General features: G+C 43.9%; 24 protein-coding genes. 15 read left to right on the forward strand and 9 right to left on the reverse strand.

Features of this window, described 5'->3' with window-relative positions; genetic code table 11:
* Window positions 1-315: 315 nt before the first annotated feature.
* The gene (gene rpiA / locus D0T92_RS08480) at window positions 316-981 is read right to left on the reverse strand and encodes a ribose-5-phosphate isomerase RpiA (protein ID WP_151051960.1); all 666 of its coding nucleotides are present in this window, start codon (window positions 979-981) and stop codon (window positions 316-318) included.
* 79 nt (window positions 982-1,060) lie between these two features.
* Window positions 1,061-1,543 (reverse strand): 2-C-methyl-D-erythritol 2,4-cyclodiphosphate synthase, encoded by a 483-nt coding sequence (gene ispF, locus D0T92_RS08485; protein WP_151051962.1) that lies wholly within the window; start codon window positions 1,541-1,543, stop codon window positions 1,061-1,063.
* Between the two features lie 297 nt (window positions 1,544-1,840).
* Here ispF and D0T92_RS08490 point away from each other — a divergent pair, with 297 nt between their 5' ends.
* From D0T92_RS08490 to D0T92_RS08530, 9 genes are all read left to right on the forward strand, one after another.
* Complete coding sequence (locus D0T92_RS08490; RefSeq protein WP_151051964.1) at window positions 1,841-2,446, forward strand: TetR/AcrR family transcriptional regulator; 606 nt, start codon at window positions 1,841-1,843, stop codon at window positions 2,444-2,446.
* Window positions 2,447-2,468: 22 nt separating this feature from the next.
* Window positions 2,469-3,440 (forward strand): HlyD family secretion protein, encoded by a 972-nt coding sequence (locus tag D0T92_RS08495; RefSeq protein WP_151051966.1) that lies wholly within the window; start codon window positions 2,469-2,471, stop codon window positions 3,438-3,440.
* Window positions 3,441-3,480: 40 nt separating this feature from the next.
* Entirely contained in the window at window positions 3,481-4,146 is a 666-nt protein-coding gene (locus D0T92_RS08500) for a glutathione S-transferase (RefSeq protein ID WP_151051968.1), read from the forward strand.
* Between the two features lie 33 nt (window positions 4,147-4,179).
* A complete protein-coding gene (locus D0T92_RS08505; RefSeq protein ID WP_151051970.1) occupies window positions 4,180-5,322 on the forward strand; it encodes an NADH-dependent flavin oxidoreductase in 1,143 nt (380 codons plus the stop codon).
* 96 nt (window positions 5,323-5,418) lie between these two features.
* Entirely contained in the window at window positions 5,419-5,868 is a 450-nt protein-coding gene (locus D0T92_RS08510) for a VOC family protein (RefSeq protein ID WP_151051972.1), read from the forward strand.
* Window positions 5,869-5,894: 26 nt separating this feature from the next.
* Complete coding sequence (gene rbbA, locus D0T92_RS08515; protein WP_151051974.1) at window positions 5,895-8,732, forward strand: ribosome-associated ATPase/putative transporter RbbA; 2,838 nt, start codon at window positions 5,895-5,897, stop codon at window positions 8,730-8,732.
* A gap of 28 nt (window positions 8,733-8,760) precedes the next feature.
* Window positions 8,761-9,882 carry an ABC transporter permease gene (locus tag D0T92_RS08520; RefSeq protein ID WP_151051976.1) on the forward strand — a complete coding sequence of 374 codons (1,122 nt, stop codon included), beginning with the start codon at window positions 8,761-8,763 and terminating at the stop codon, window positions 9,880-9,882.
* Between the two features lie 27 nt (window positions 9,883-9,909).
* Window positions 9,910-10,119 carry a hypothetical protein gene (locus D0T92_RS08525; protein ID WP_318527720.1) on the forward strand — a complete coding sequence of 70 codons (210 nt, stop codon included), beginning with the start codon at window positions 9,910-9,912 and terminating at the stop codon, window positions 10,117-10,119.
* Window positions 10,120-10,285: 166 nt separating this feature from the next.
* A complete protein-coding gene (locus tag D0T92_RS08530) occupies window positions 10,286-10,732 on the forward strand; it encodes a DUF4124 domain-containing protein (RefSeq protein ID WP_151051978.1) in 447 nt (148 codons plus the stop codon).
* A gap of 77 nt (window positions 10,733-10,809) precedes the next feature.
* Here D0T92_RS08530 and D0T92_RS08535 read toward each other — a convergent pair whose 3' ends face one another.
* The 4 genes from D0T92_RS08535 to lon all read right to left on the reverse strand — a co-directional run bounded on the left by D0T92_RS08535 (window position 10,810) and on the right by lon (window position 18,651).
* Window positions 10,810-13,245, reverse strand: coding sequence for a TonB-dependent receptor (locus D0T92_RS08535; RefSeq protein WP_151051980.1), 2,436 nt, complete (start codon window positions 13,243-13,245; stop codon window positions 10,810-10,812).
* 328 nt (window positions 13,246-13,573) lie between these two features.
* On the reverse strand, window positions 13,574-15,418 hold the full coding sequence (locus tag D0T92_RS08540) for a SurA N-terminal domain-containing protein (RefSeq protein ID WP_151051982.1): 1,845 nt from the start codon (window positions 15,416-15,418) through the stop codon (window positions 13,574-13,576).
* Between the two features lie 319 nt (window positions 15,419-15,737).
* Window positions 15,738-16,007 carry an HU family DNA-binding protein gene (locus tag D0T92_RS08545; RefSeq protein ID WP_151051984.1) on the reverse strand — a complete coding sequence of 90 codons (270 nt, stop codon included), beginning with the start codon at window positions 16,005-16,007 and terminating at the stop codon, window positions 15,738-15,740.
* A 190-nt stretch (window positions 16,008-16,197) separates the two neighbouring features.
* Window positions 16,198-18,651, reverse strand: coding sequence for an endopeptidase La (lon, locus tag D0T92_RS08550; RefSeq protein ID WP_404821648.1), 2,454 nt, complete (start codon window positions 18,649-18,651; stop codon window positions 16,198-16,200).
* A 204-nt stretch (window positions 18,652-18,855) separates the two neighbouring features.
* Between lon and D0T92_RS08555 the strand changes: the two genes are divergently transcribed.
* The 6 genes from D0T92_RS08555 (at window position 18,856) to D0T92_RS08580 (ending at window position 23,760) form a co-directional block, all read left to right on the forward strand.
* Window positions 18,856-19,125: an HP0495 family protein gene (locus D0T92_RS08555; RefSeq protein ID WP_404821649.1), complete on the forward strand. Its 270-nt coding sequence runs from the start codon at window positions 18,856-18,858 to the stop codon at window positions 19,123-19,125.
* A gap of 2 nt (window positions 19,126-19,127) precedes the next feature.
* On the forward strand, window positions 19,128-19,748 hold the full coding sequence (lipB, locus tag D0T92_RS08560) for a lipoyl(octanoyl) transferase LipB (RefSeq protein ID WP_151051989.1): 621 nt from the start codon (window positions 19,128-19,130) through the stop codon (window positions 19,746-19,748).
* A complete protein-coding gene (gene lipA / locus D0T92_RS08565) occupies window positions 19,745-20,719 on the forward strand; it encodes a lipoyl synthase (RefSeq protein WP_151051991.1) in 975 nt (324 codons plus the stop codon). Before lipB ends, lipA begins: the two co-directional genes overlap by 4 nt.
* Window positions 20,720-20,850: 131 nt before the next feature.
* The gene (locus tag D0T92_RS08570) at window positions 20,851-21,879 is read left to right on the forward strand and encodes a nuclease-related domain-containing protein (protein ID WP_151051993.1); all 1,029 of its coding nucleotides are present in this window, start codon (window positions 20,851-20,853) and stop codon (window positions 21,877-21,879) included.
* Between the two features lie 123 nt (window positions 21,880-22,002).
* Window positions 22,003-22,758, forward strand: a complete 756-nt coding sequence (locus D0T92_RS08575; protein WP_151051995.1) for a hypothetical protein — start codon at window positions 22,003-22,005, stop codon at window positions 22,756-22,758.
* Between the two features lie 369 nt (window positions 22,759-23,127).
* Window positions 23,128-23,760 carry a glutathione S-transferase family protein gene (locus D0T92_RS08580; protein ID WP_225315094.1) on the forward strand — a complete coding sequence of 211 codons (633 nt, stop codon included), beginning with the start codon at window positions 23,128-23,130 and terminating at the stop codon, window positions 23,758-23,760.
* 101 nt (window positions 23,761-23,861) lie between these two features.
* On the opposite strand, the gene D0T92_RS08585 is transcribed toward D0T92_RS08580, so the two are convergent.
* The 3 genes from D0T92_RS08585 to D0T92_RS08595 all read right to left on the reverse strand — a co-directional run bounded on the left by D0T92_RS08585 (window position 23,862) and on the right by D0T92_RS08595 (window position 26,270).
* Window positions 23,862-24,722, reverse strand: coding sequence for an IS3 family transposase (locus tag D0T92_RS08585; protein WP_151050639.1), 861 nt, complete (start codon window positions 24,720-24,722; stop codon window positions 23,862-23,864).
* A complete protein-coding gene (locus D0T92_RS08590; RefSeq protein WP_151049971.1) occupies window positions 24,662-25,009 on the reverse strand; it encodes a helix-turn-helix domain-containing protein in 348 nt (115 codons plus the stop codon). Before D0T92_RS08590 ends, D0T92_RS08585 begins: the two co-directional genes overlap by 61 nt.
* A gap of 115 nt (window positions 25,010-25,124) precedes the next feature.
* The gene (locus D0T92_RS08595; protein ID WP_151051997.1) at window positions 25,125-26,270 is read right to left on the reverse strand and encodes an iron-containing alcohol dehydrogenase; all 1,146 of its coding nucleotides are present in this window, start codon (window positions 26,268-26,270) and stop codon (window positions 25,125-25,127) included.
* Window positions 26,271-26,573: the final 303 nt, after the last annotated feature.

Here is a 26,573-nt window from a genome sequence, read left to right on the forward strand (position 1 = left end):
AGAAACCGACAAGATTTTATTCCTGTCTGTTTTTGTCGCAGTGTGAGGCCGTCAGGCACTCACACTTATCGGTATTCTGTGTTGTTAAAGAGCATTCCCGCCACTGCGTCAGCAGCGAAGAAACCGAACTATACCGACTCAAAACTACCCAGTCAATACCCATAAACTGAAAAAATATACACCCCACCACCACTACATTGTTTATCTTGAGAATTTTTTGGCTTTTAGGCCAAAAAAATACAACAAAACGGCTTCACTGAACAATCAATCAATGAAGCCGTTTTGTTGTTAAGTTTATTTTATTTACCAACCCGATTAATTCGGTGTAATCACTTTCGCACCGTCTTTCGTACCTAACACCAACACATCTGCGGCATTGTGTCCGAATAAGCCGTTTTCTACGACGCCGGGAATTTTATTGATTTCATCTTCCAAACTAATTGGCTGGGTTATATTCAAACCATGTATATCTACAATTTGATGGCCATTGAAAGTAACAAAATCCATTCTTAACTCAGGCTGCCCGCCCAAAACCATCAATTTGCGCGATACCATAGAACGCGCCATTGGAATTACTTCTACTGGCAAAGGAAATCTGCCCAAACGCGACACGTATTTACTTTCATCGGCAATACAGATGAATTTATCGGCAATATTGGCTACAATTTTTTCATTTAAATGTGCGCCGCCGCCACCTTTAATCATTTGTAGAGAATGATTGACTTCATCCGCACCATCCACATACACCGCGAGATGGGAAACCTCATTCATCTGCACTTCGGGAATTTCATATTTTTCTAGCAGTTTGGATGTTTCGTGAGATGTAGAAACCACTCCTTTAATTTTTTTACCGCTATTAGCCAATGCTTCAATAAAAAAATTAACAGTTGTTCCCGTACCAATACCGATATATTCGTTTTCAGGTACAAATTCTACTGCTTTCTCTGCTGCAACACGTTTCAATTCATCTTGTGATGCCATGCTCTTTCTCCATAGAAAAATAAACTATCTCAGGTGGGGTCTATTTAATAGTAACAGTTTTTCATTATATGCGCAGTATTCAGACGGCCTTCCGTAATAAAACGACTGCTTGGGCTTCAATACCCTCCTGCCGACCCAAATAGCCTAATTTTTCGTTGGTTTTACCTTTAATATTGACGGCATTTTCAGGTAGCTTCAAGTCTTCGGCAATATGATGGCGCATCGCCGGAATATGGGGTGCCAATTTAGGTTTCTGAGCGATAATCGTTGTATCCACATTTACTACTTGCCAGCCTTCTGCCTGTACGCTTTGATAGGCTTTGCGCAGCAATACGCGGCTGTCTGCATTTTTAAACTCTGCCGCTGTATCGGGAAAATGTGAACCTATATCACCCAATCCGGCCGCACCCAACAATGCATCTGTTAGGGCATGTAGCAATGCATCGGCATCCGAATGGCCTAATAATCCTTTTTCAAAAGGAATGGTGACACCACCCAAAATCAACGGACGGCCTTCTATTAATTGGTGAACATCATACCCCTGTCCGACACGGATATTCATTAGTTTGTTTCCCTTAATACTTAAATTTAATAAACACGGATAAAAACATCCGGCACCTTTTTCAGACGGCCTGTTTATCCTACACATTCAAATATCGGAACCATTCTACACAAAAAACCGCATGAATCTATTCCGATTTAATTTACCGTTAAAAATAAAATTATTTCCAACTAAGTTTTATCAAAATGTTCCCACACCGGTTATTAACAAAAAAGCCATAATTTTTACATACTTCATCTTGTTTTTCCTATAGGTTTAACTTAAATTTGGACACTTGTCCAATACAAAATAAGATCGATGAAACCCTCGGCCCGTACTCAGTTTATCGAAGCCGGCTTGCGGCTTTATCCGCAATATGGATACCGTAAACTTTCAGTTCGTTTATTGGCAGCCGAAAGCGGATTGAGTGCGGGTATGTTTCACCATCTTTTTACCGGCAAAGATGCTTTTATCGCCAAACTTTGGCAACAACACTATGAAACAACATTCGGCTCGATAGATTTTATTTCAGACGGCCACACTCTACCTTTAGAACAATTGCGCCATACCATACGTTTGTTAGCCCATGCATTGCGCGATAACTTGGATTGGGTGAACCGGTTGTTTGCCGATAGTAGCGACGGCGTGGCAGCGGCGGATATATTTTTGCACCACCATGCGGCACAATATTCCGACAGGCTTTATGATTTATTGGGCAAATGTTTTCCTAATATGGCATTTTCCGATTTGGTCAGCCGTATGTCGTATATTTTATCGTCGGTTATTACGCCGATGTTTTTAGCCGTGCGTTTCGACAATATGGGCATATTGCCTGAGAAAGTACGTACTTTCACACCGGATTTATTAACCGACGAAGCCATCGAACAACGTATCACTTGGGCTTTTTCGACCCTATCTGCTTAATAACACGCCCATGGGAACCGACATGAAAAAAACCTTTCCTCTATTCATATTACTAATGGTAGCGGCTGTCGGCAGCTATATCTATATGCAGCAGGATTCAAATACATTGCCAGAAGGTTTTGCCCAATCCAACGGTCGTTTGGAGCTTAACCGTTTCGATATTGCCAGCCTATATCCCGGACGGGTGCAAGCGGTTTTGGTAGAAGAAGGCAGTGATGTCGAGGAAGGCGACATACTGGCCGAATTATCCTCGACCACCAGCAGCAGCCAGTTAGCCGCCGCTAACGCGCAGAAACAACGGGCCAACGAAGCCGTAGCGCGGGCGGATGCGGAAATCAAGGCATATCAACAACAGCAAAAAGTTGCGCAAATGGAATTGGATAATGCGCAAATGCTAAAGCGTGATAATTTGATTTCAACGGCCGAGGTCAATAAACGGCTGGCGGCACGCAACGGCGCAACCGCTTCCGTCCGCGCCGCACAAGCGGCCAGAGCGGAAGCCGTAGCGGCCGTAGCAGCTGCCCAAGCGCAAATTGATCAGGCCTCTTCAGCTAATGACGACATGACCATCCGCACACCGAAAGCAGGCCGTGTCGAATATAAAATTGCCGAAACAGGCAGCGTGATTGCAGCTGGAAGCAAAGTGGTCAGCCTGTTGGATCCTGCCGATGTGTATATGAATATATTTCTGCCCAATACACAAATCAGCCGTCTGAAAGTGGGGGACGACGCCCGTATCATATTAGATGGTCTATCTGCCGTTTTCCCGGCCAAAATCAGCTTTATCGCAACTGATGCACAATTCACCCCCAAATCGGTAGAAACCCAAAACGAAAGGGAAAAGTTGATTTTTAAAGTGAAACTTAAAATTCCGCCCGAAACCGCCCTCCGATACCGCGGCCTGCTTAAAGGCGGCATGACAGGTAATGGTTATGTTCGGATGGACAATAGCCAGCAATGGCCGTCTGAATTAGCTGTTCGGCTGCCACAATAGTATTCCCTCAAGCCGTCTGAACACAAGGATACATACATCAATGATTACCCTCTATGCACTCAAACAATCACGTGCCTACCGTATCGCATGGCTGTTGGAACTCCTAGGCGTAGACTACGATATTGAAATAAGCGAGCGGAATGTTGAAACCCACTTCGCCCCCGAATCTTTGAAAAAAATTCACCCTCTCGGCAAATCTCCCATGATAAAAGACGGCAATTTAGTCTTGGCAGAAAGCGGGGCGATTGTCGAATATCTTATCAACAAATACGGGCAGCATACCGCACTAAAACCTCGGCATGATGCTGCAAACTATACCGACTATTTATTCTGGCTTCATTATGCCGAAGGATCTCTTATGCCACTCTTGGTTATGTCTTTGGTATTTCGAAAAATAGATGCACAAAAAATGCCTTTTTATGCCAAACCAATAGCCCGGAAAATTACCGACGGTGTACGCAACTCATTTATTAATCCGCAATTGAAACTACATCTTGCATTTATCGAACAATCATTACACAACAAAACATGGCTCTTAGGCGAAACACTGACCGGGGCGGATATTATGATGGGTTTCCCTTTGCAGGCCGCCCTTTCCCGAACAGATATGACTTTGCCTGCAATAACAGCCTATGTAGAGCGGATTGAGTCTGAGCCAGCTTATGTTCGTGCAGAACAACGTATCGGCCAACTAACCTTATTATAATAATTGTTATACTGAATAAATTAAGGAATTTGAATGAATCCTAAATATGCCCCGCTTTTCGACCCCTATAAACTCAATAACGGTATCACCATTAAAAACCGCTTCGTTGTCGCCCCGTTAACTCACCGGGCATCCAATCCCGACGGCAGCATCAGCGCCGGAGAACGCTTATTTTTAAACGACCGTTTCAAAGGTTTCGGTATGTTTATTTCCGCCGCCACACTGGTATCATCGGAGGGTAAAGCATTTGAAGGGCAACCTGAAGCTGTGGGTGAAAAAGACTTACCGAGCTTAAAAGAAGTGGTTGAAATTTCCCGCCGGCAGGGTGCGAAAGCCATTTTACAGATTCACCACGGCGGTGATAAAGCGCAAACCGCATTGATAAACGGCTTGGATAAAGTCGCCCCGTCAGACAGCCCCGAAGGCGATTGGCGTGCGCTCACAAGCGAAGAGCTTCATCAATTGGTTGACGCTTTCGCCCGCGCCGCCGACTTGGCTTTACAGGCCGGATTCGACGGTGTCGAAATCCATGGTGCCAACGGCTATCTGATTCAGCAACTTGTTTCCGCCCAAACCAACCGCCGCACCGACGAATGGGGCGGCAGCATGGCCAACCGTATGCGCTTTTCGCTTGCCGTCATTGATGCAATAGATGCCGTACGCCAAAAACACCAACGCCCCGATTTCATTATCGGCTACCGCTTTTCGCCTGAAGAGCCGGGTGAAGACGGCCTGACCATGCAAGACACATTCGTGTTGATTGATGCCTTGGTTGAGAAACCGCTGCAATACCTACATGTTTCCCTACACGAATTCTATAAAAAAACCCGCCGCGGTGCCGACACCTCCCAAACCAGAATACAACAGATACACGAACGCATAGGCGGCAAGCTGCCTTTAATCGGTATCGGTGCTTTGTTTACCGCCGATCAGATTTTGGAAGCCTATCAAACCGGTTGGGCGGAATTTATCGCAGTGGGTAAAAGCATATTGCTGAACCCGAATCTGGCCGAATTAATCGAGAATGGCCGTGAAGCAGAAATGATCCGCGAACTTGATCCGAACAAAGCCGACCATTACCGCATCCCCGATGCTTTATGGCAGCAATGTTTAGCAGGCTTGGCCTATCTGCCGCCACTCAAAGGGAACAAAGACTGGAAACCGGTCGATATTTAAAGCCGTCTGAACAAACCGTTTTATCTTTCAGACGGCCTCCTATACGGTATGGGATATATCGGATAAGGCCGTCTGAAAACATAATCAGCAGGCATTATGGAACAACATATTCATTTTATTACGCTCGGCGTAGCCGATATCGCCGTTTCCCGCCGTTTTTATCAGGATATTTTCGGCTGGCAGCCTCAAGAAAACCGCCATAACAATATTGCCTTTTTCCAGGCAGGCGGTGCGCTGATGTTTGCCCTATATCCGAAAGAGTCCTTAGCACAAGATGCCGGAGTGGAAAATCAAAGCAGCGGAGGCTTTTCGCGTGTCGCACTGGCGCATAATGTCCGCAGCCGCGAAGAAGTGGATACTTTATTTAAACAATTCGCCAAACATGGTGTTACCATCACCCAACCGCCGCAAGATGTTTTTTGGGGCGGGTATTGCGGCTATATTGCCGACCCCGACGGTTTTTTATGGGAAATCTGCTACAACCCTTTTTTAGAAAAATCTGCCGACACAACCAGAACAAAACCCGTTGAAAGGCCGTCTGAATAATAACCCCCATCAGGATAGCGAAAACCATGAACAGCCCTGCCGTTTCCCTACAATCCGTTTCGCACCGTTACGGCAAGAAGATATCGGCGCTGGATAATATATCGCTTACCATTCCCAAAGGGGTGACGGTCGGTTTAATCGGCCCCGACGGCGTCGGTAAATCAACACTGCTCTCACTCATTGCCGGTGTCAAAATCATTCAAACCGGTTCGGTGAACGTTTTCGAACACGATATGGCGCAAAAATCATCGCGTCAGGATTTATCGCACCGCATCGCTTTTATGCCGCAAGGACTAGGCCGTAATCTTTACCCCACTTTAAGCGTTTATGAAAATATTGATTTTCATGCCCGTTTATTCGGCTTGGATGCCGAACGCCGCAAAGCGCGCATCACCCGCCTACTCAAAGCCACCAGATTAGACCCTTTCCCCGACCGCCCTGCCGGCAAACTTTCCGGCGGCATGAAGCAAAAACTCAGCCTTTGTTGCGCCTTGGTACACGAACCCGACCTGCTGATTCTCGATGAACCAACCACCGGAGTCGACCCTTTATCCCGCCGCCAATTTTGGGCTTTGGTACGCGATTTGCGTGCCGAACATGAAGGCATGACGATTATTGTCGCTACCGCCTATATTGAAGAAGCCGAACAGTTCGAACACCTGATTGCTATGGACGACGGCAAGCTGCTTGCCAACCGACCTACCCGCGAAGTGATGGTGGAATACGATACCGACAAACTGGAAACAGCTTATATCCGTATGTTGCCGTCTGAAAAACAGCAAAGTTCGGGGCTACCTGATAACACACCATTCACCTCCGACCCCGATTCTCCGCCAGCCATCGAAGCGCACGGGCTAACCAAACGTTTCGGCAATTTTACCGCCGTCGACCATGTGAGCTTTCGGATTGAAAAAGGGGAAATATTCGGTTTTCTCGGCTCCAATGGTTGCGGCAAATCCACCACCATGAAAATGCTGACCGGCCTATTGCAAGCCAGCGAAGGTTCGGCCGAATTGCTCGGACGCCCCATTGAAGCGGGCAATATCCGTACCCGTATGCGCGTGGGTTATATGTCGCAGGCGTTTTCACTGTATGAAGAGCTAAGTGTCCGCCAGAATTTAAAGCTTCATGCACAACTGTATCATCTCAAAGGCTCGGACGGACTGAATGCCGTTGAAAATGCACTGGCAAAATTCGAACTGACCACCGTCGCCGACCAAAAGCCCGGCTCACTTTCTCTCGGCATACGCCAGCGGCTGCAATTGGCCGCAGCCTGCCTGCACAAACCCGAAGTATTAATTCTTGACGAACCGACTTCCGGCGTCGATCCGGCTGCCCGCGATATGTTTTGGCGACATCTGCTCAAGTTGTCGCGGCAAGATAAAATCACCATTTTCGTTTCCACCCATTTTATGAACGAAGCCGAACGCTGCGACCGCATTTCCCTAATGCACAAAGGGCGTGTGCTGACGGTCGGCCAACCGCAAGAGCTGATTCGGCAACAACAGACCGCGAATTTGGAAGAGGCTTTTATCCAATATTTATTGGATGATGAAAGCAAACAGACAGAGGGGCCGTCTGAAAACCCATATTCGGTAATAGAGCTACCTGAACAGCCCCGAAAAGAAGCAGACCGAATGGCCTCCGACACAACAACCGACAGGCCGTCTGAAACCCTACCTGATTCAGAAAGCGATTCAGCCCAAACCCACCACTCCCAACCCAACCGTACCGACACCCTGCGCTACTGGTTCACCACCGTATGGACTTTTGCCCTGCGTGAAAGCAAAGAATTACTACGCGACAAAATCCGCCTGTTTTTCGCCATTATGGGGCCCGTGATTCTGATGACTGCGTTGTCGTGGAGTATTTCTTTTAATGTCCAAGATTTGACTTATACCGTTATCGACCACGACCAAACCGTAGAAAGCCGCCGTTTAACTGAATATTTTTCAGGTTCGCCTTATTTCACGGAAAAACCGCTACCGACCGACGCCGACACGGAAGCCCTCTTAAAATCTTCATATGTGCGACTGGTAATGGATATACCCGAAGGCTTCGGTCGTGAGCTGATAGCAGGCAACCGCCCCGAAGCAGCATTTTATATTGATGGCGCCATGCCGTTTAATGCCAGCAATATTCAAGGCTATATCGGCAGTATTTTAGGGGACTACGGACAAGATATGGTGCGCCGTTACGGCCTCACGCTGCCGCCGCCCGCAGTAAATATCGAAACACGCTTTATGTACAATCAGGATTTTGAAAGTATTTTTGCCATTGCTCCGGGGGTGTTGATGCTAGTATTGATGCTGATTCCGGCCATGATGTCGGTTGTGGGCGTAGTGCGCGAACGCGAAATCGGCTCGATTTCCAACTTCTATACCTCGCCCGCCACCGTGCCACAATTCCTACTCGGCAAACAACTGCCTTATATCGCAATCGGCATGGCCAATTATGTGGTATTGCTGGGCATGATGATATTTTGGTTCGGCGTACCGGTGAAAGGCTCGTTTACTGCACTGACGGTCGGCACGCTCATTCTGCTGTTTGTTTCTACCGCCTTAGGTTTATTGGCTTCCACATTTGCCCGCTCGCAAGTGGCCGCTATCAGTATGACTGCCATTGTGATTATGATTCCGACCTTCAACAATTCGGGCTTTCTGAATCCGCTCTCAGCCATGGAAGGTGGTGCCTACCTGATGGGTAAACTGATGCCGGCTTCTTGGTATTTGTCGGTGAGTATCGGCACGTTTACCAAAGGTTTGGGATGGCATGCGTTATTGCCCGATATGGGCATATTAGTCGTGTTTTACACCGTCTATTTTACTTTATCCTGCTTCAGGTTGAAAAAACAGGAAAAATAGGCCGTCTGAAAAGAGAAGGCGATTATTGATGAGACCGCTTCAAAATATTTTTTATTTGGCATTAAAAGAACTCCGCAGTCTGTTCAGCGACCCGGTGCTGATGGTGCTGATTGTGTTTATGTTTACGGTAACGATTTTCTCCAGTGCCGAAATCGATACCGATGTTCACAATGCACCTGTTGCCGTAGTAGACAGTGACCGTTCCGCATTATCCTACCGCTTACGCGATGCGATAAGACTACCTCGTTTCCAGCCACCTCGCGAAGTCGGCCTTGAGGAAGTGAACCGTGACATGGATAAAGGCGAATATATTTTTGCTTTGGATATTCCAGCCGATTTTGAAAAAGATGTATTAATGGGCCGCTCACCCGATATACAATTAGCAGTTGATGCAACCGCCATGTCGCAAGCAGGTTTGGGCGCGGGCTATCTAATGCAGATTTTCCACCAAGAAACTGCCCTGTTCTTACAACAACCTGCCGCTGAAAAACTGCTGCCGGTCGAACCCGTTGTGCGTACTTATTTCAACCCCAACGGCGAAGGGTATTTTTACGGCCCACCGATGGAATTGGGCAATATGGTATTGGTGTTGTCTTTGATTCTGGTTGGTGCTGCGGTAATACGCGAGCGGGAACACGGCACGATTGAACATTTATTGGTAATGCCGGTCAGTGCCACAGAAATTATGCTGGCCAAAGTTACCGCCAACAGTTTAGTCGTACTGATTGCCGCCATGCTTTCCATGTGGTTTGTCGTACACAAGGCCATAGGCGTGCCGATTAACGGCTCGCTGGCACTGTATGCTTTCGGTGTGTGTATCTATCTTTTTTCACTTTCCGCCTTAGCCATTATGCTGGCCACCATTGCCCCCAGTATGGCGCAGTTCGGGCTATTGATGATTCCGCTTTATATGGTGATGCTGTTGTTTTCCGGCGTAGCCTCTCCGCGTAACAATATGCCCATAGCCGCCCAATGGATCAGCGAATATTGGCCGAGCACACAATTTATCCAATTTGCCCAAAGCGTATTATTCCGCGATGCGGATTTTAATATTGTTTGGCCACAACTTTTATCAATGGCTCTAATCGGTACCTTATGCCTCGGCTTGGCTTTATTGCGTTTTAGAAAAATGCTGGAGCAGCAAGGATAAATGATTGACGACCGTAATTAGGGAAATATGATGGAACGTGAAAAAATTTACTATACGGTAGTTGTGCTCGTTGCAGCCGTATCCGTTTTACTCAGCCCATTTTTCTATATACGTAGCGGGCAACGGAATAAATTAAAAAACCAGCCGCGCAACTGGCGTAAAATCATGGCAGCGAATATACTAACGGCATTGATTTTATTGGCCGTATGGTGGTTCGGATGGCGAAACCTATTCTAACCGACCCTGCCCGTGCAGTAATAAACAGTTCTATTGAACTCTGGTAAACAAACGGCAGTGCCCTTATATCAAAAAGCCTGCAGTATTTTTAAATAGCCGTGCCTGATAAAGCAAATAGATAAGCCATCCCTAGCACCTTCGGCATAACCCATCATTACGGAAAACCATGAACTCTATTCGATTTTTTATTACCACAAGCGTTTTAAGCTTATTTTTATCCTTACCCGTCCAAGCCGCTGTTTACGAATGCACAGACAGCAGCGGGCGGCGTATCTATACGCAACAGGCATCCAACCGCTGTCAACCCGCCGATATCGGCAGGGTCGGCATTTATTCTTCCACACCGGCGGAATACCATCCCGAGCAAGCCACACAAACAACGGAGCCACAAGCCGAACCTTCCACACAAAATACCCCTGCCGATACAGCCAAACGTAGAGAAGCCCAACGCAAATTAAACGAAGCCAAAAAAGCTTTGGAAGAAGGAAAAAAAGTCCGCTATGGCAATGAACGCAATTTTGTCCGTTACCAACAACGTATACAGGCATTAGAAGCAGCCGTTGAAGAAGCACAAAAAAACTTCGATACCATCAATCAACCTCAAGCCTATTAAAAATATAATAAATCAAATAAGAAGGCAGGCCGTCTGAAAGATTTCAGACGGCCTGCCTTCTTATCATTACTATCTCATTAAAATTCTACATTTAAACCCACACTAAAATTACGCCCGATTTGCGGCACATAAGAATGATAGGATGAATGAATATAAATTTTTTGATTTAGTAAGTTGTTTGCATTAAATGTTGCCTTATAGTTAGATTTGCCTAACTTATTGCGATAGCTTAAACCAAAATCTAGCAGATGATACCCATGAGTCGGGCTTTCCAATTTGCTAACTTTATTTTGAGTAAAAGCACGGGTATAAGCCAGCGAGCTAGACCAACGCTCACTAAAATCACTATTTATCCGTAAGCCCAAGCGTGCAGGCGGTACACGCGGTGCATTACGCTCTTTATCGGTTTCCACTCGAATATAATCATAATCAGGCAATCCTGTATAGACATTAGTCCGCCCGTTAGGTACTTTTTGATATTCTTTCGGTAAATCAAACAATTTACCTCGAACATAATCGCCCCATAAAGTAATTTTATGATTCGGCGTAAGTTTGTAGCCAAGCTGACCCTCAATACCGTAAAACTTAGCTTGAGACTGAGTGAAGCGGCGCATAAATAAATTATTGCGGCGAAAAATAGTCTCATTATGAATATAATTCTTAAACCGATTGTAATACGTGGTTATCTGTGCATCCCAACGGTCGTTTTTATGGGTCAAGCCCAATTCGATATTATTAGAACGTTCTTTTTTCAAGTTTTTATTACCAAACTGAAAAGTATTTGTCGCCAAATGTTTGCCATGAAAATAAAGTTCCATGGGTGCAGGAGTGCGCTCATTATGCGATAAGCTTAGCGATAAACGGTAGTCAGGGTGAAAATCCCACAATACCGAGCCTGCATAAGAATAAGCCCGACTCTTAAAAGTAGATAAATCAGGCTCTACATACGGCACTTCCGGCGGGCACCCGAAGAAACCACAATGGTTTTGCGGATTACGATAGCGATCCATATAGGTATACAAAATCTGATCATCATAGTGAACCGGTGTTTTTTGTTTTTCCGCACGTGCACCTACTTCGAAAGTTAAATTTTTATGGCGGTATTGCTCAAGTGCAAATAAACTGAACTGCTTATTAGTGTGCGAGACCAAAGGCGGTGTTTCCTTAGCTGTATAAGTATCATTATAAAAAGGAATAGCCGCGTCTGCTTTTTGGCTTTGATACTGCGCACCCCATACCCCATTCAGATTACCGACGGGGGTATGAAAAAATTCCAACCGTGTATTAAATCCAATATTATCAAATGTACCAGCCAAACGGCCGCGACGCTTTAATGCGCGTGTATGGCTTCTGATATCTCGCTCATCTTCAAAAGACTTACCTGCATCTTTTTCATCATGATAATACTCGGCATAAGTCATTTTCAAACGGACTTTATCCAATCCAGGAAAAGGTTGCTTCAGCTCACCACTTACATCCGTACGTTTGGAAACCAAATCTACCCAAGGTCCTTTTTCAGAATGATCATGCTTATGTCCATAAGGATGTTCGTGGCTGTGCCCAGGATCACTGGCATGACTACTATCGCAATGAAAATGGGGAGCGCTTAATATATCGCCATCTTCCATCAAGTGAGGATAAGGAATCAAATAAGGGCGGGTTGAAAATGATTGTCTATCCGGATCGATAATATGTGCCGAACACTCATCATATTTATGGTTATGCCCGGGTAATCCATAATTATCGCGGCGAAGACTATACGAAGCCCCCAAATACCCTCTGCTTCCAATAAATGAGAGACCAAATGTATTCACATGAGATTTATTATAAGTATCAGGCACATAATTAATTGTTTCACCCAAATTGATACCAGGAACTTTATAATTATGTGCATTACGGGTTAAACCTTCTGCACGAATAGCAACATGATCGCCCAAACCGATAGTAATATTACCGGCGGCCACTTTTTCATTACCGTTTGTGTTATATCTAACACCAAGCTCCCCTTTATAACCCTTTTCCGGCATCCGCGTCGGAATCCGCTCATCAACCACATTGACCACACCGGCAGGTGATGCTGTGGCATAAAGCAAAGTAGACGAACCACGAACAAGCTCTACCTGTTGCGCCAGTAAAGTATCGGTAACAACAGCATGGTCGGGCGACAAATGGGACATATCGATTACATCCGTACCATTTTGCAGAATTTTAACCCGCAACCCCTCCTGGCCACGGATAATAGGTGCGCTTGCACCACCGCCAAATGGATTACTGTGCACACCAAGCTCATCAGCCAACGCATTACCTAAAGTAGCAGAACGGGTTTTCAGTTTTTCGCCACTGACCACCACATCGCTGGACTTTCTACCTGCTGGAAAAGGAGAGGCTTGGATATTATCACGCTTCTCTTTTACTAAAATTTCTTCTAACTCCTGTTGTGTTTCTACAGGATTCGCAAAAAGACTACCGTTAACCACCATTAAAGACAGCACAATGATTTTTCTGGAAAACATAATTAACCTATAATTATATTGTTATAACATAACATAAAATTTTAAGTTAAATTAAGTTAACAAGTCAAGAATGATCACTAAGATGTTTTATGCACTGACAAATAAAATATTTAATAAAAAATAAATTTTAAAAAATTTATTTTAAATCAAATGCTTAATTTAAATATTTTTAAAATATTTAAAAATGTTTTGTTAAATTATATTAAAAATCAATGCAATATACAAAAAAATACAACATTATCATATTGATTAATATTTAAATAAAGATGCCGTCTGAAAAATTTCAGACGGCATCTTTTATAAAGTAATACTTAATCAATACTCAGCCTTAAATACCGGTGGGGTTCACATTCTGAGCACCCTGCTTCTGCTTGATAATAGAGCCCAAATAACCTAATAAAGCACTATAACTACTATTTCCTTGCCCTTCCCTCATGGCTTGTTTAACAGCAGGCAGTTGTTGAGAAATATCTTCGGGCATTTTCACCGATTGAACTTCAACCAAAACCGGAGCGGGCAAATTCGACAACAATACATAAGCCGGTTTATTTTGAGCTGGGCGTGCTTTAACCAAACGGGAATAGTCTTCAGGCGGCATTGACTGACGTGCTGTTTCCGCTGTCATTTGAGTAACAGCAGACCAGTTCAAACCTTCCAACTTACCTTTTTGTGCATCAGCTAAAGCGTTTTGTGCTTTTTTCTCAGCAAGTTTGACCGCCTCGCTATTTACATAATCTGTTTTCACAAAATCTTTAGCTTGTTCGAAAGATTGAGTTGATTGCTCGCGCACATCTTTCACGCGAACCACCCAAACCACATTCTCGCCCACATCTACTGGCTCAGAGTTATGTTTTTGTTTTAGAACATCATCACTGAATATCACATCAATCAAATTATCCGGCATACCGGCTGCTTTACCGTTTTCTTTGGTGAGCCAATCTTCAGGTGCTTCGATTTTCAAACCCATCGTTTTGGCAACATCGTTCAGGCTGTCCGGATGATTAAATGCTTCATCAGCCAATTGTTCTTTAGCTGCTTTAAAAGCGGCCGTTGCATTTTTTTGTTTTAATTCACTTTCTAGCTGTGCCCGCATTTCTTCAAGAGAAGGCTTCTCACGGATATTCAATATTTTAATAATATGATAACCTGCCTCGGTTTCAACCAATTCGCTGATTTCATCCTTAGGCAATGCAAAAGCACGATCTTCAAATGCTTTCAACAAACCGCCGTCTTGAGGCAGATAGCCTAAATTACCACCATTCCCGGCCGAGCCTTCATCATCGGAATATTGTTTGGCTAAATCGGCAAATTTATTCGGATTCGCTTTCAATTGCGCCAATACTTTTTCTGCTTCAGCTTTGACAGACGCACGTACATTGTCAGGCGCACCCTGTTGAACACTAAATAAAATATGGGCTATTTCACGAGCCGGTTTTACTGCTGCACTGGCTTGCTCATAAGCTTTTTTCAAATCCTCTTCAGTCACAGTTTGTTTTTCAGCCATATCCTGCAAACTCAAAGCAACAAATTCTATTTTTGCTGCTTGTGGAATAATGTAATTCTTCTTATTGGCATCATAATATTTCCGAAGTGCGGCATCATCTGATTTTACTTGGGAAAAGAACTGTTCGGGACTAAAAGAAACTGTACGTATAGTACGCTCGGCCTGAGTAGCTTCCAGCAATTGTTTAGCCTGTGCATCACTGATTAAAGCTCCGCTACCAATTAAATTAACCAAGTTTTGAACGGCAAACTCGCTGCTGATATTATCAATCAATTGATCTTCGGAAAGATTGTTTTGACTCAGATATTGATTAAATAAATCCTGACTAAACTTACCGTCTTGGCCATGGAACGTCGGATCATCAACAATCACTTTTTTTAATTGCTCTTGAGAAACAGCAAAACCCATTTTTTTAGCACCAGCTACCAATAAAGCGCGTTGGAGCAAAGCCTGAAAAGCGGAATTACGTGCATCCTGCCCTTCAGCTGCCTGTGCATTTTGTAAAGCCACATCAACATCATAATTACTGATTTTTTGATCGCCGACTTCGACAATATAATCCGAGCCGGGTGCTGCCACAGTGCTCACCCCGAAACCCACAAAAGTAATGGCAATCAGCCCCAATAAAATTTTAGCGGGCGTTTTATATTTTTCTACTGTAACAAACATAATAGGCTGTAATGAATTAATGAAAATAAAGAATGAATTGTATCAGTGTTTGGCTATGCTGTGCAGAGTTCTGCTATACAAAGGCTACTAAAAAAGATGATGGCTGTTTATTCTCATACTGGATTACTTTTTCATACACTACAGCATACAGTTTCCTATATATTTAAACATTACTGCTCAAAACGAACAGTTGAAATCTGAAAATTATGGCGGCCGTCTGAATGCATTCTAAAAAATAAATATTAAAAATAACTAGCGAAAAAAAGAAAAAGCAGCTTTTATAAAGCTGCTTTTCACAAAATCAATCAGAAAGTTGAATTTATAAAGCGTCTTTCAGTGCTTTACCGGCACGGAATTTTGGTGTTTTCGCAGCAGCGATGGTTAACGGCTCACCGGTTTTAGGATTGCGACCTTTGCGTTCGGCACGTTCACCAACGTAGAAAGTACCAAAACCTACCAAAGTCACGGTATCGCCTGCTTTCAATGCTTTAGTTACTGCATTGGTCATACCGTCTAAGGCTTTGGCAGCAGCAGCTTTAGAAATTTCGGCCTCTTGGGCAATAGCTTCAATCAATTCAGACTTGTTCACAATAAAGTCCCTTTCTATCGTTTGAAATAATGAAAACCCCGAATATCGGGCTTTGGAGTACTAAATTTTTACACCTGTTGACTTTATAACAAGCCTAAAATCAGCGTGTCAAGAAAAAAGATGCGGTATTTAAGCCTTTTAGGAGCTTTCTTTACAACAACCGCATCTTTTACAACACATTAAAACAAATTTAATGCTTGGTTGCTTTCACGCTTGACTTACGCCCTGGTTTTGCTAAAGCAGGCTCAGTGGCTACAGTTTCATCTTTCCAAGGCTCTGGCTGTCTTTCCAAGCCAAATGCCAAAACTTCTTCAATCCATTTAACAGGGTGAATTGTCAGGCCCTCTTTCACATTATCCGGAATTTCTTCCAAATCTTTCACGTTGTCGTGAGGGATTAAAACATGCTTAATACCTCCGCGCAGTGCGGCCAACAGCTTCTCTTTCAATCCGCCGATCGGCAATACTTCGCCGCGCAACGTGATTTCACCGGTCATCGCCACATCGGCACGGACGGGAATTTGCGTGAAAGCGGATACCATAGCCAAAGTCATGGCAATACCGGCACTCGGTCCGTCTTTCGGTGTTGCACCTTCCGGCACATGCACGTGAATGTCTTTTTTCTCGTAGAAATCAGGTGACAAACCAACGGTTTCCGCACGAGAACGAACCACACTCCACGCGGCAGATACCGATTCTTTCATCACATCGCCCAGTTGTCCGGTACGGATAATATTGCCTTTACCGGGCAGCGCCACTGCTTCAATAGTGAGCAATTCACCACCGACTTCAGTCCATGCCAAACCGGTAACCTGACCGATACGGTTTTCATCTTCCGCCACACCGTAATCGAAACGGCGTACGCCTAAATAATCATGGAGGTTTTTCTCATCCACTTTTACCGTTTTCGGTTTCAGACGGCCTTTAGCCGCGGTAGTCTTCGTTTTCTTATCCGCTTCCAAAGTAATGTTCATCACCACTTTACGGCAGATTTTAGCGATTTCCCGATCCAACGCACGAACACCGGCTTCACGGGTGTAGTAGCGGATAATATCACGCACGGCGGTTTCATCAATATCCAACTCGCCCTCTTTCACGCCGTTGCGTTTCATTTCTTTCGGAACGAGATACTGCATGGCAATATTGATTTTTTCATCTTCCGTATAGCCGGATAAGCGGATAATTTCCATACGGTCGAGCAGTGCCGGCGGAATATTGAGGCTGTTTGAAGTTGCAATAAACATCACATCGCTCAAATCATAATCCACTTCTGCATAATGGTCGGCAAATGTATTGTTTTGTTCCGGATCAAGCACTTCCAATAAGGCACTGGAAGGATCACCACGGAAATCGCTGCCCAATTTATCAATCTCATCCAATAGGAACAGCGGATTTTTTACACCGGCTTTGGCCATGTTTTGCAGGATTTTACCCGGCATAGAGCCGATATAAGTCCGTCTGTGGCCTCTGATTTCGCTCTCGTCGCGCACACCGCCCAAAGCCATACGCACATATTTACGGCCTGTTGCTTTGGCAATCGATTCACCCAAAGAGGTTTTACCCACCCCCGGCGGGCCGACCAAGCATAAAATCGGGCCTTTGATTTTGTCCATACGTTTTTGTACGGCCAAATATTCCAAAATGCGTTCTTTCACTTTTTCCAAACCATAGTGATCAGCATTCAGCACCAAATCTGCTTTAGCCAAATCTTTGCTGACACGTGATTTTTTCTTCCACGGCAATTCCAGCAGCGTATCAATATAATTGCGAACCACGGTTGATTCTGCCGACATCGGCGGCATCATTTTCAGTTTTTTCAATTCTGAAAGGCATTTCTCTTCCGCCTCTTTGCTCATACCGGCATCGAGAATTTGCTTTTCCAAAGCTTCCAACTCACCGCGCTCGTCTTCTTCGCCCAATTCTTTCTGAATGGCCTTAACCTGCTCGTTCAGATAGTATTCGCGCTGCGATTTTTCCATCTGACGTTTCACACGGCCGCGGATACGTTTTTCCACCTGCATAATATCCAACTCGGCTTCAAGCTGACCCAACAGATATTCCATACGCTCGGCAATGCTGACGGTATCCAGAATTTCCTGACGTTGTTCCAATTTCAATTGCAAATGGGCAGCCACGGTATCCACCAAGCGGCTATTATCATTAATCGCATGAATGGTGCTGACTACTTCGGCAGGAATCTTTTTATTCAGTTTGGCAAACTGATCGAATTGCGAAAGCAGGGTACGGCGCAATGCCTCCATATCGTTGCTGTCCGAATCAATATCTTCGACCATTTCAACATGGGAAAGGAAAAACTCGCCGGTATCTTCAACTTTCAATGCCTGCGCACGGCTGATACCTTCAACCAAAACCTTCACCGTGCCATCCGGCAGTTTCAATACTTGTAAAACCTGTGCTACCGTGCCCATAGTGTGCAAGTCTTCCGGTGCCGGATCCTCATCATTCGGATCATGCTGGGCGAGCAAAAACACACGTTCGTCTTTTTCCATCGCCATATCCAATGCGGCAATAGATTTCGGCCTGCCGACAAACAAGGGCAGTACCATGTGCGGATAAACCACGACATCACGCAGCGGCAAGGTTGCCAATGCGAAATATTCCTTTAAATTTTTATCTGTTGCCATTATTTCATCTCTACTGTTTTAGTCATCGTTGCGTGCTAAGTTGGGCTGAACCATTTTATTTCAAGCCTCGATAACTGCTTTACGGAACACAGCTTTAAGCCCAGGTGCAACAAGGCTGTGTTTGCGTTAGAATAGCGTCTATATTAACAGGCCGAAGGCCGTCTGAATACCTTTCAGACGGCCTCGTTCAAGAAAGAAATTCTTATGTCTGAAGAAAAAAAAACACTGATTGTGTTCCCTTGCCACTTCCCTTTGAAAGTGATGGGGGCGCAACACCCCGAATTTGAAAGTGCCATTTTAAAGGCCGTTCAAACACACGCACCCGATACCCAGCAACACCACATTACCATCCGCCCCAGCAGCAAGGGCAACTATATCGGTGCCACAGTAAAAGTTTATGTAAACGACCAAAAACAACTTGATAATATTTATCAAGCCCTAACTAACCATGAATTAGTTAAAGTTGTGTTTTAACCATGAAAACCGTACAACTAGGGCTGGCCGAATACGAACCGGTTTTTGAAGCCATGAAAGCATTCAATGCCGCCCGAACCGATAACACCGAAGACGAACTATGGATTGTCGAGCATCACCCCGTATTCACACAAGGGCTGGCCGGCAAACCCGAACACCTACTGATTAAAGACGATATCCCCGTCGTACAAATCGACCGCGGCGGGCAGATTACCTACCACGGCCCCGGCCAGCTCGTGGTTTATACCCTTATCGACTTTAAAAGACGCAAAACCAGCGTGCGCCGGATTGTGAGCGCATTGGAAGACAGCATTATCGCCACTTTGGCCGAATACGGCATCGAAGCGGCGGCCGATCCCGCCCGCCCCGGCGTTTATGTTGAAGGCCGTAAAATCGCCTCGCTCGGTTTACGCATTAAAAACGGCTCGGTTTATCACGGCCTCGCACTCAATATCAATATGGATTTAAGCCCGTTTACCCATATTAACCCCTGCGGCTATGCCGGCATGGAAATGGTTCAGATGGCCGACTTCCTCGACCCCTGCCCCACGCTGGCCGAAGTAGCCGAAAAACTAACCGCACACCTTACCAAACAACTTGCTCAGAAAGACAGCGCATCATGAGTGAAATCAAACTAGACAATGCACAAGGCGTAAAACACAAAGGCGCAGCCAAAACCGCCCGTATTCCCATCAAAGTCGTTCCACTCGAAGAAAAGCTTAAAAAGCCCGAATGGATTCGCGCCAAACTGCCCAGCGGCAAGAAATTTTTTGAAATCAAAAATATTCTTCGCGATCAAAAAATGCATACCGTATGCGAAGAAGCCTCCTGCCCCAATATCGGCGAATGCTTCAGCAAAGGCACGGCCACCTTTATGATTATGGGCGATATCTGTACCCGCCGCTGCCCGTTTTGCGACGTAGGCCACGGCCGCCCTAACCCGCTTGATCCCGACGAACCCAAAAATCTGGCCGACTCCGTCGCCGCCATGAATTTGCGTTATGTCGTGATTACCTCCGTTGACCGCGACGACTTGCGCGACGGCGGCGCCCAACACTTTGCCGACTGTATCACCGCCATCCGCGAACGCAGCCCGCAAACCAAAATCGAAATCCTCGTTCCCGACTTTCGCGGCCGCCTTGATATCGCCTTAGATATTTTGGCCAAAACACCGCCCGATGTGATGAACCACAACCTCGAAACCCACCCGCGCCTATACAAACAGGCCCGCCCCGGTTCCGACTACAAACACTCACTCGAGCTCTTGCGCCGTTATAAAGAAATGCAACCCGATATCCCCACCAAATCCGGCATTATGGTCGGCTTAGGCGAAACCGACGAAGAAATACGCGAAATCATGCGGGATATGCGTGCGCATAATATCGAAATGATTACCGTCGGCCAATATCTGCAACCTTCAGACGGCCACCTGCCCGTATTGCGTTATGTTACACCGGCTCAGTTCAAAGCATTCGAACAAGAAGCATATGCCATGGGCTTTACCAACGCCGCCATCGGCGCCATGGTACGCAGCAGCTACCACGCCGACGAACAGGCCACCCATGCCTTACAGGAAAATGTTTTAAACGGATAAATCATCTATTATCAATTATTTAAAATACATAGGCCGTCTGAAAACTTTTCAGACGGCCTATTTACTTTGTAAAAATATTTGATATGATTATAGATTGATAAATAATAAACAAACTAGATTATAAATATATTATGATTATCAAACAGTCTGAAAATCGTACTCACGATATTGAAGTGTTGAATTCCCTATTGGCCTTGCCCGACATCAGCACCACAACCCAAAACCAAATTATCCGTGAAATTAAAAATATTCAATCAGGTGTCAACGGCGAAAAAGAAACTGCCTATCAAATGGCTTTTCATTATGGCGAAACCAAAAACTGGATGGTAATTCACGATTTAAGATTGGAATATAACGGCCAAGTAGCTCAAATCGACCACCTGCTGATTAATCGTTTTTTAGAAATTTATGTTTGCGAAAGCAAGCGCTTTAACGAAGGTATTTCCATTAACGAATACGGCGAATTCTCAGCGTATTATAAAGGACGGCCTTACGGCATCCCCTCACCCATAGAGCAAAACAACCAACATATCCGCTTACTGGAAAAAATACTGGATAGCGACCATATCGAACTACCCACTCGCTTGGGCTTTAAGCTAAAACCCAAATTAATCAGCCTGATTCTGGTAGCCAATTCGGCACGCATTTCACGCCCGAAAAATGCCAAAAAGATTCAAGGTTTAGAGCGAATTATTAAAAATGAGCAGCTATACCAACAAATTAACCGTGATCTCGATCAAGAAAATATAGTCAGTATGGCTACCTCTGTAACCAAAGTAATTTCCAGTGAAACCTTACAAACATTTGCCCAATCATTGGCCGCACTTCACCGCCCTTTAACTATGAATTGGAAAGCCCGCTTCGGTATTACAGATAAACCCGAAGCTACTACACCTGATTCGGAATCAATACAAGTAAACAACGAATCACAACCTACTCCTGAACCTAAAATAATTGTTTCTGAACAGATATCAGACGAAACAACATCACAATCCAAACCTCATACAACCGCAAATACTACTACCACACCTAAGCGGTTATTTTGTGCTGCCTGTAAAAAAACAGTAAGCCCCAAAGTGGCTCATTTTTGTTGGAATAATAAGGCACGGTTTCAGGGTAAGGTTTATTGTTTTGATTGTCAGAAGGATGTTAAAAAATAAATAAATTTATAATTATTTATAAATTTATTTAAAATTGAAAGTTACTCGATGATATAACCATTTATATTTGTGCTTATCTAGTAAATTAGCCAATTAAATACATTTAATTTATATGGTAATTTTATGAAAAATATAACATATGATTTTGAAGGTGACTGGATACAACATGTGAAATCCCAAATTAAAAGTTGGGGATTTCAAGTGAATCAATTTCCTTCTGATGTTAGAGATATTCTGTATCTATATCATAGTATTAAACGGCGGTTAGTTTCTATACAAAAAAGGGAAGTTATTAAATCAGCGAATTTTTTATGTCCTGAAAAAGTTAAGCTAGGATATTTACAATTTTGTGAAGATTGCACACAAGGAAGAGATTTAAATAAATATTTGAGTAAATCTATTCAAGATTTATATACAAATGATGCAATGTTAAATGATTGGGGAATCCACCATTTTCATCTTGGAGAAAAAGAAGATAGTAAAAACACTCATTTTATAGCGCGTACAAAAGAATTACTTTTTGCTATTATTACAAATTCAAAAATTTACTGCATTGGAATATTTAAACATGAGGATTGGACCGACCAATCTATTCTTGATATTATTGAAAATAATTGGCCTTTCCTTATTGAGGCACATAAAATTAAAGGAGAAAATATTACTTTAGCATGGAAACCCAATGATAATGATTTACGTAAGTTGAGAAAAAACAATATAAATACACCTGCACAAACCAGTAATGGAAATGTTTATATTACTCCTGGTGGTGGCATTAATGCATCAGGAGGCTCAACTCAAGCATTCATGCGCAGTGACTATGATATAAGAACAATTAAAGAGGCCAAAAAATATTTAATAAAGAATTGCCTAAATATTTGAATAATATTAATCAATACGCAACTTTTCATTTAGAAATAACACCTATTCAAATACAAGCTTATTCAAAAGAATTAAACATACGCATTCCTTTACTAGAAAAATCTCCTAAAACTATCTTTTTCTTAATTAATAATTTATTTGAAGCACAATTAAATAATAAATAATCTATTATTTTCTTATTATGTCCGTCTGAAAACTATTTAACCATAGACAACAGCCTTATATTCCATCACTAGCAATCAAAAATAAGCATTATTTTTAACAAAACTCTACCCTTGTATTTCTCCCCAAACATCCCCATAAACATCTTAATAATTCAATCCCGCCGACCAACGGCATACCGATTAACCAAAAAATAAAGGTAATATTATGATTAAACTCTATATTCTTCCCGGTGCCTGCTCTTTTGTTCCCCATACTGCGCTGGAATGGGCGAAAGCCGATTATGAACTGAATATTATGCCTCGCGATGAGTTAAAGTCCGAAGCTTATTTAAGTATTAACCCTCAAGGTTCGGTGCCTGCTATTGTGGATGGTGATACGGTGGTTTCTCAAAATATCGCCGTGCAAATGTATATTAATGCGCTTTATCCGAAAGCCAATATTTTCGGCGGCGACAATTCACCCAAACATATCGGTGAAATTATGCACTGGCTAGCTTTTTTAAATTCCGATGTACATAAAGCTTTTGGTTTGATCTTTGCACCGGATAAGTTGGTTTCTGATGAAAAAGCGGTCGCAGAATTAACAGAAAATGCCCGTAATAATATTGTGAAAATGTTGAAACATGCTGATGACCAATTGAGCAAACAAGATTATCTCACCGGCCAAATCAGTACTGCCGATTTGTATCTGTATATTATTTTGCGCTGGTCTAAAAGCTTTGCATTGGATCTATCTGCTTATAAGAGCTTTAATCCGTTTATCAGCCGTGTTGAAGCTGATGCAGGTGTTCAAGAGGCTTTGCGTCAAGAAGGCTTGGAAAAAATTGTATCTTTATAATGCAATAAATACTTTTTAAAATAAGCATATTGCTCATAAATAAGGAGGCCGTCTGAAAAAGTGATCTGACCCCCAAATCTTGGACAAACATAAAAGCCTTTTCAGGCTGCCTTTTCGAGCTGGGTTCTGTATGCCACAGGACTCAGCTTTTTCAATTTCAAACTACATCTGTCATGATTGTAGTATCGTATATAGTCATCTATTGTCTGCATCAGCTCTGTTGTCGAAACTTTGCCTTCCTGATAAAAGCATTCCGTCTTCAGTATCGCAAAGAAGCTTTCCATCGGTGCATTGTCCCAACAATTGCCTTTACGCGACATACTTTTCACTATGCCGTGTTCTGCCAACGTGCGGCGGTAGGCTTCCGTACGGTACAGCACACCTTGATCGGAATGCAGCAGCACTTTATCTGCCTTTGTCAGTTTGCAGACCGCATCATTCAGCATTCTTTCCACCATCTCGCTGTTCGGGCGGCGGCTCATCGCATAAGCGACGATTTCGCGGTTAAATACATCCAATATCGGTGACAGATACAGTTTGCCATTGCTGCACTTGAATTCGGTGGCATCCGTCAGCCATTTCTCATTGGGCTTTTGCGCCTCAAAGCGGCGGTTCAGAATATTATCCGACGGTTCGCCCATTGCCGGATGGCGGTAGGCTTTTTTCGGACGCACTTTGGCTTTCAATTGCAACAGTTTCATCAAACGGATAACCTTTTTCTTATTCCATGACAAAGTGGCGGCAATCCGCCTGTATCCGTAACGCCCTTGATGGCGGGCATAAACTTCGGCAACGGCGGCTTTGTCCTGTTCGTCCGGGTCGGGACGGCCGTGGTGGTAATAAAAGCTGCTTTTGGGCAGTGCAGCACTGTGCAGCAGGTATTTAAGCGGATGTTTTGCCCTCAGTGCTTGGACGGCTTCGCTTTTTTGGCGACCGCTTCTTTCTGCCTGAGGGCTTTTAATTCCTTTAGATAGTCGTTCTCCGCCCGCATATAGCGCAACTCTTCGATTAGTTCCGCCTGTGTTTTTTCGTGGTCGGGTTTATCGACGATAAAGGGGTTTTTGCGTTTGATGATCATAATGGCCTGCGGATGCTCAAGTGCGCGGATGCCGCCTTGGTTGTATGCGGCTATCCAACGGCGTAAATGGGTACGGGAAATATTAAAGTGATCGGCAGTACGCTGTTGGCTGCGTACGCGCTGATAATATTGCACGGCTTGGTATTTAAAGTCTAATGTATATTTGCTCATAAGAAAACTGCACCTTAATGGGTTGGAGGAGTGTCCAACTTTTGGGGTGCAGTTCAAAGTTTCAGACGGCCTGTTATTTATTGCAAAATAAAATATTGCTATTTTTTATCAAGCATTAAGCAGGATCAAAAGCAGCTTCAAAGATGCCGATAATCTGCTCTTTGCTGGCTTGAACCGGATTGGTAAAACCGCAAACATCTTTTAATGCATTATCTGCCAGCGTACCAAAGTCTTCTTGTTTTACACCTAACTCTTTAAGTGATTTCGGAATACCGACAATACCGGCTAATTTGGTAATAGCCGCAATCACATCCAAGCCTGCTAAATCGGGATTGTTTTGGTTTAAGATTTTGCCGACTTCATCCAAGCGTTCCCGTGCGGCATCTTGGTTGAAACGTTCTACATGCGGCAATAATAGTGCATTACATACACCATGCGGTAAATCATAAACCCCACCCAACTGGTGTGCCATGGCGTGCACATAGCCCAAAGAAGCATTATTAAATGCCATACCGGCTAAAAATTGCGCATAGGCCATTTGCTCGCGAGCCTCTTTATTTTTCGGCTCTTTCACCGCAGTGGGCAGATAGCGGGCAATCAATTCAATGGCTTTAACGGCACAGGTATCGGTTATCGGGCTGGCAGCGGTAGAAACATAAGCCTCTACTGCATGGGTCAACGCATCCATCCCTGTAGCAGCCGTCAGCGGTGCCGGCATATTTTCCATTAATGCCGGATCATTCACCGATAAAAGCGGGGTCACGTTTTTATCGACAATCGCCATTTTCACATGGCGGGTTTCATCGGTAATAATGGTGAAACGGGTCATTTCCGAAGCCGTACCGGCCGTAGTATTAATGGCCACCAGCGGCAACTGTGGTTTTTTAGATTTATCCAGTCCTTCATAATCTTCGATTTTGCCGCCGTTTGCCGCCACAATGGCAATACCTTTGGCCGCATCATGCGAAGAGCCGCCACCCAAAGAAATCACAAAATCGGCACCTGCTTCTTTCAATGCAGCCAATCCGTCATTTACATTACCTACCGTCGGATTCGGTTGAACACCGCTAAACACGGCATAGTCCATACCTTTTTCTTTCAACAATCCACCGATCTGGTCGGCCATACCCATTTTAGCCAGCCCGCTATCGGTAACAATCAGTGCCTTTTTCAAATCCAATGCTGCAATAATTTCTATAGCTTGATTCAGTGCACCTTCTCCTAAAACATTTTGTACTGGCATAAAGAATTGCGTAGTCATGATCATATTCCTTTCTTGTAGATTATTTTATAAATTATGATATATACAAATACCGGCACATTACTTTATTAATAATTCACCGGAAAAATTAAATTGCCACAATACAAAAGAAGCGGCAAGCCTTGACATATATTACAACAAAAATTTTACACCAATTTACCAACAAACAACCAATACTATCTTTTCTATAAATTTTTTAAAGTGATTAATCTTGATAGCATGGCTCAAATTTAATCATAAAAATAAATTTCAATAAATAATTAAAAGTCATTAATATAATAAAAAAGGTGCTTTTAAAAAGCA

It is taken from the genome of Neisseria zalophi (assembly GCF_008807015.1).
Lineage (GTDB): Bacteria > Pseudomonadota > Gammaproteobacteria > Burkholderiales > Neisseriaceae > Neisseria > Neisseria zalophi.

Bases quoted from the DNA above. Each gene is read 5' to 3' on its own strand.
- D0T92_RS08500 (WP_151051968.1), top strand. From the start codon at position 3,481: ATGATTACCCTCTATGCACTCAAACAATCACGTGCCTACCGTATCGCA.
- D0T92_RS08505 (WP_151051970.1), top strand. From the start codon at position 4,180: ATGAATCCTAAATATGCCCCGCTTTTCGACCCCTATAAACTCAATAAC.
- D0T92_RS08525 (WP_318527720.1), top strand. From the start codon at position 9,910: ATGATGGAACGTGAAAAAATTTACTATACGGTAGTTGTGCTCGTTGCA.
- D0T92_RS08530 (WP_151051978.1), top strand. From the start codon at position 10,286: ATGAACTCTATTCGATTTTTTATTACCACAAGCGTTTTAAGCTTATTT.
- D0T92_RS08595 (WP_151051997.1), bottom strand. From the start codon at position 26,270: ATGACTACGCAATTCTTTATGCCAGTACAAAATGTTTTAGGAGAAGGT.
- D0T92_RS08570 (WP_151051993.1), top strand. From the start codon at position 20,851: ATGATTATCAAACAGTCTGAAAATCGTACTCACGATATTGAAGTGTTG.
- lon (WP_404821648.1), bottom strand. From the start codon at position 18,651: ATGGCAACAGATAAAAATTTAAAGGAATATTTCGCATTGGCAACCTTG.
- ispF (WP_151051962.1), bottom strand. From the start codon at position 1,543: ATGAATATCCGTGTCGGACAGGGGTATGATGTTCACCAATTAATAGAA.
- D0T92_RS08535 (WP_151051980.1), bottom strand. From the start codon at position 13,245: ATGTTTTCCAGAAAAATCATTGTGCTGTCTTTAATGGTGGTTAACGGT.
- D0T92_RS08580 (WP_225315094.1), top strand. From the start codon at position 23,128: ATGATTAAACTCTATATTCTTCCCGGTGCCTGCTCTTTTGTTCCCCAT.
- rbbA (WP_151051974.1), top strand. From the start codon at position 5,895: ATGAACAGCCCTGCCGTTTCCCTACAATCCGTTTCGCACCGTTACGGC.
- D0T92_RS08540 (WP_151051982.1), bottom strand. From the start codon at position 15,418: ATGTTTGTTACAGTAGAAAAATATAAAACGCCCGCTAAAATTTTATTG.
- lipB (WP_151051989.1), top strand. From the start codon at position 19,128: ATGAAAACCGTACAACTAGGGCTGGCCGAATACGAACCGGTTTTTGAA.
- D0T92_RS08520 (WP_151051976.1), top strand. From the start codon at position 8,761: ATGAGACCGCTTCAAAATATTTTTTATTTGGCATTAAAAGAACTCCGC.
- D0T92_RS08555 (WP_404821649.1), top strand. From the start codon at position 18,856: ATGTCTGAAGAAAAAAAAACACTGATTGTGTTCCCTTGCCACTTCCCT.
- D0T92_RS08490 (WP_151051964.1), top strand. From the start codon at position 1,841: ATGAAACCCTCGGCCCGTACTCAGTTTATCGAAGCCGGCTTGCGGCTT.
- D0T92_RS08495 (WP_151051966.1), top strand. From the start codon at position 2,469: ATGAAAAAAACCTTTCCTCTATTCATATTACTAATGGTAGCGGCTGTC.
- D0T92_RS08510 (WP_151051972.1), top strand. From the start codon at position 5,419: ATGGAACAACATATTCATTTTATTACGCTCGGCGTAGCCGATATCGCC.
- D0T92_RS08575 (WP_151051995.1), top strand. From the start codon at position 22,003: ATGAAAAATATAACATATGATTTTGAAGGTGACTGGATACAACATGTG.
- rpiA (WP_151051960.1), bottom strand. From the start codon at position 981: ATGGCATCACAAGATGAATTGAAACGTGTTGCAGCAGAGAAAGCAGTA.
- D0T92_RS08590 (WP_151049971.1), bottom strand. From the start codon at position 25,009: ATGAGCAAATATACATTAGACTTTAAATACCAAGCCGTGCAATATTAT.
- lipA (WP_151051991.1), top strand. From the start codon at position 19,745: ATGAGTGAAATCAAACTAGACAATGCACAAGGCGTAAAACACAAAGGC.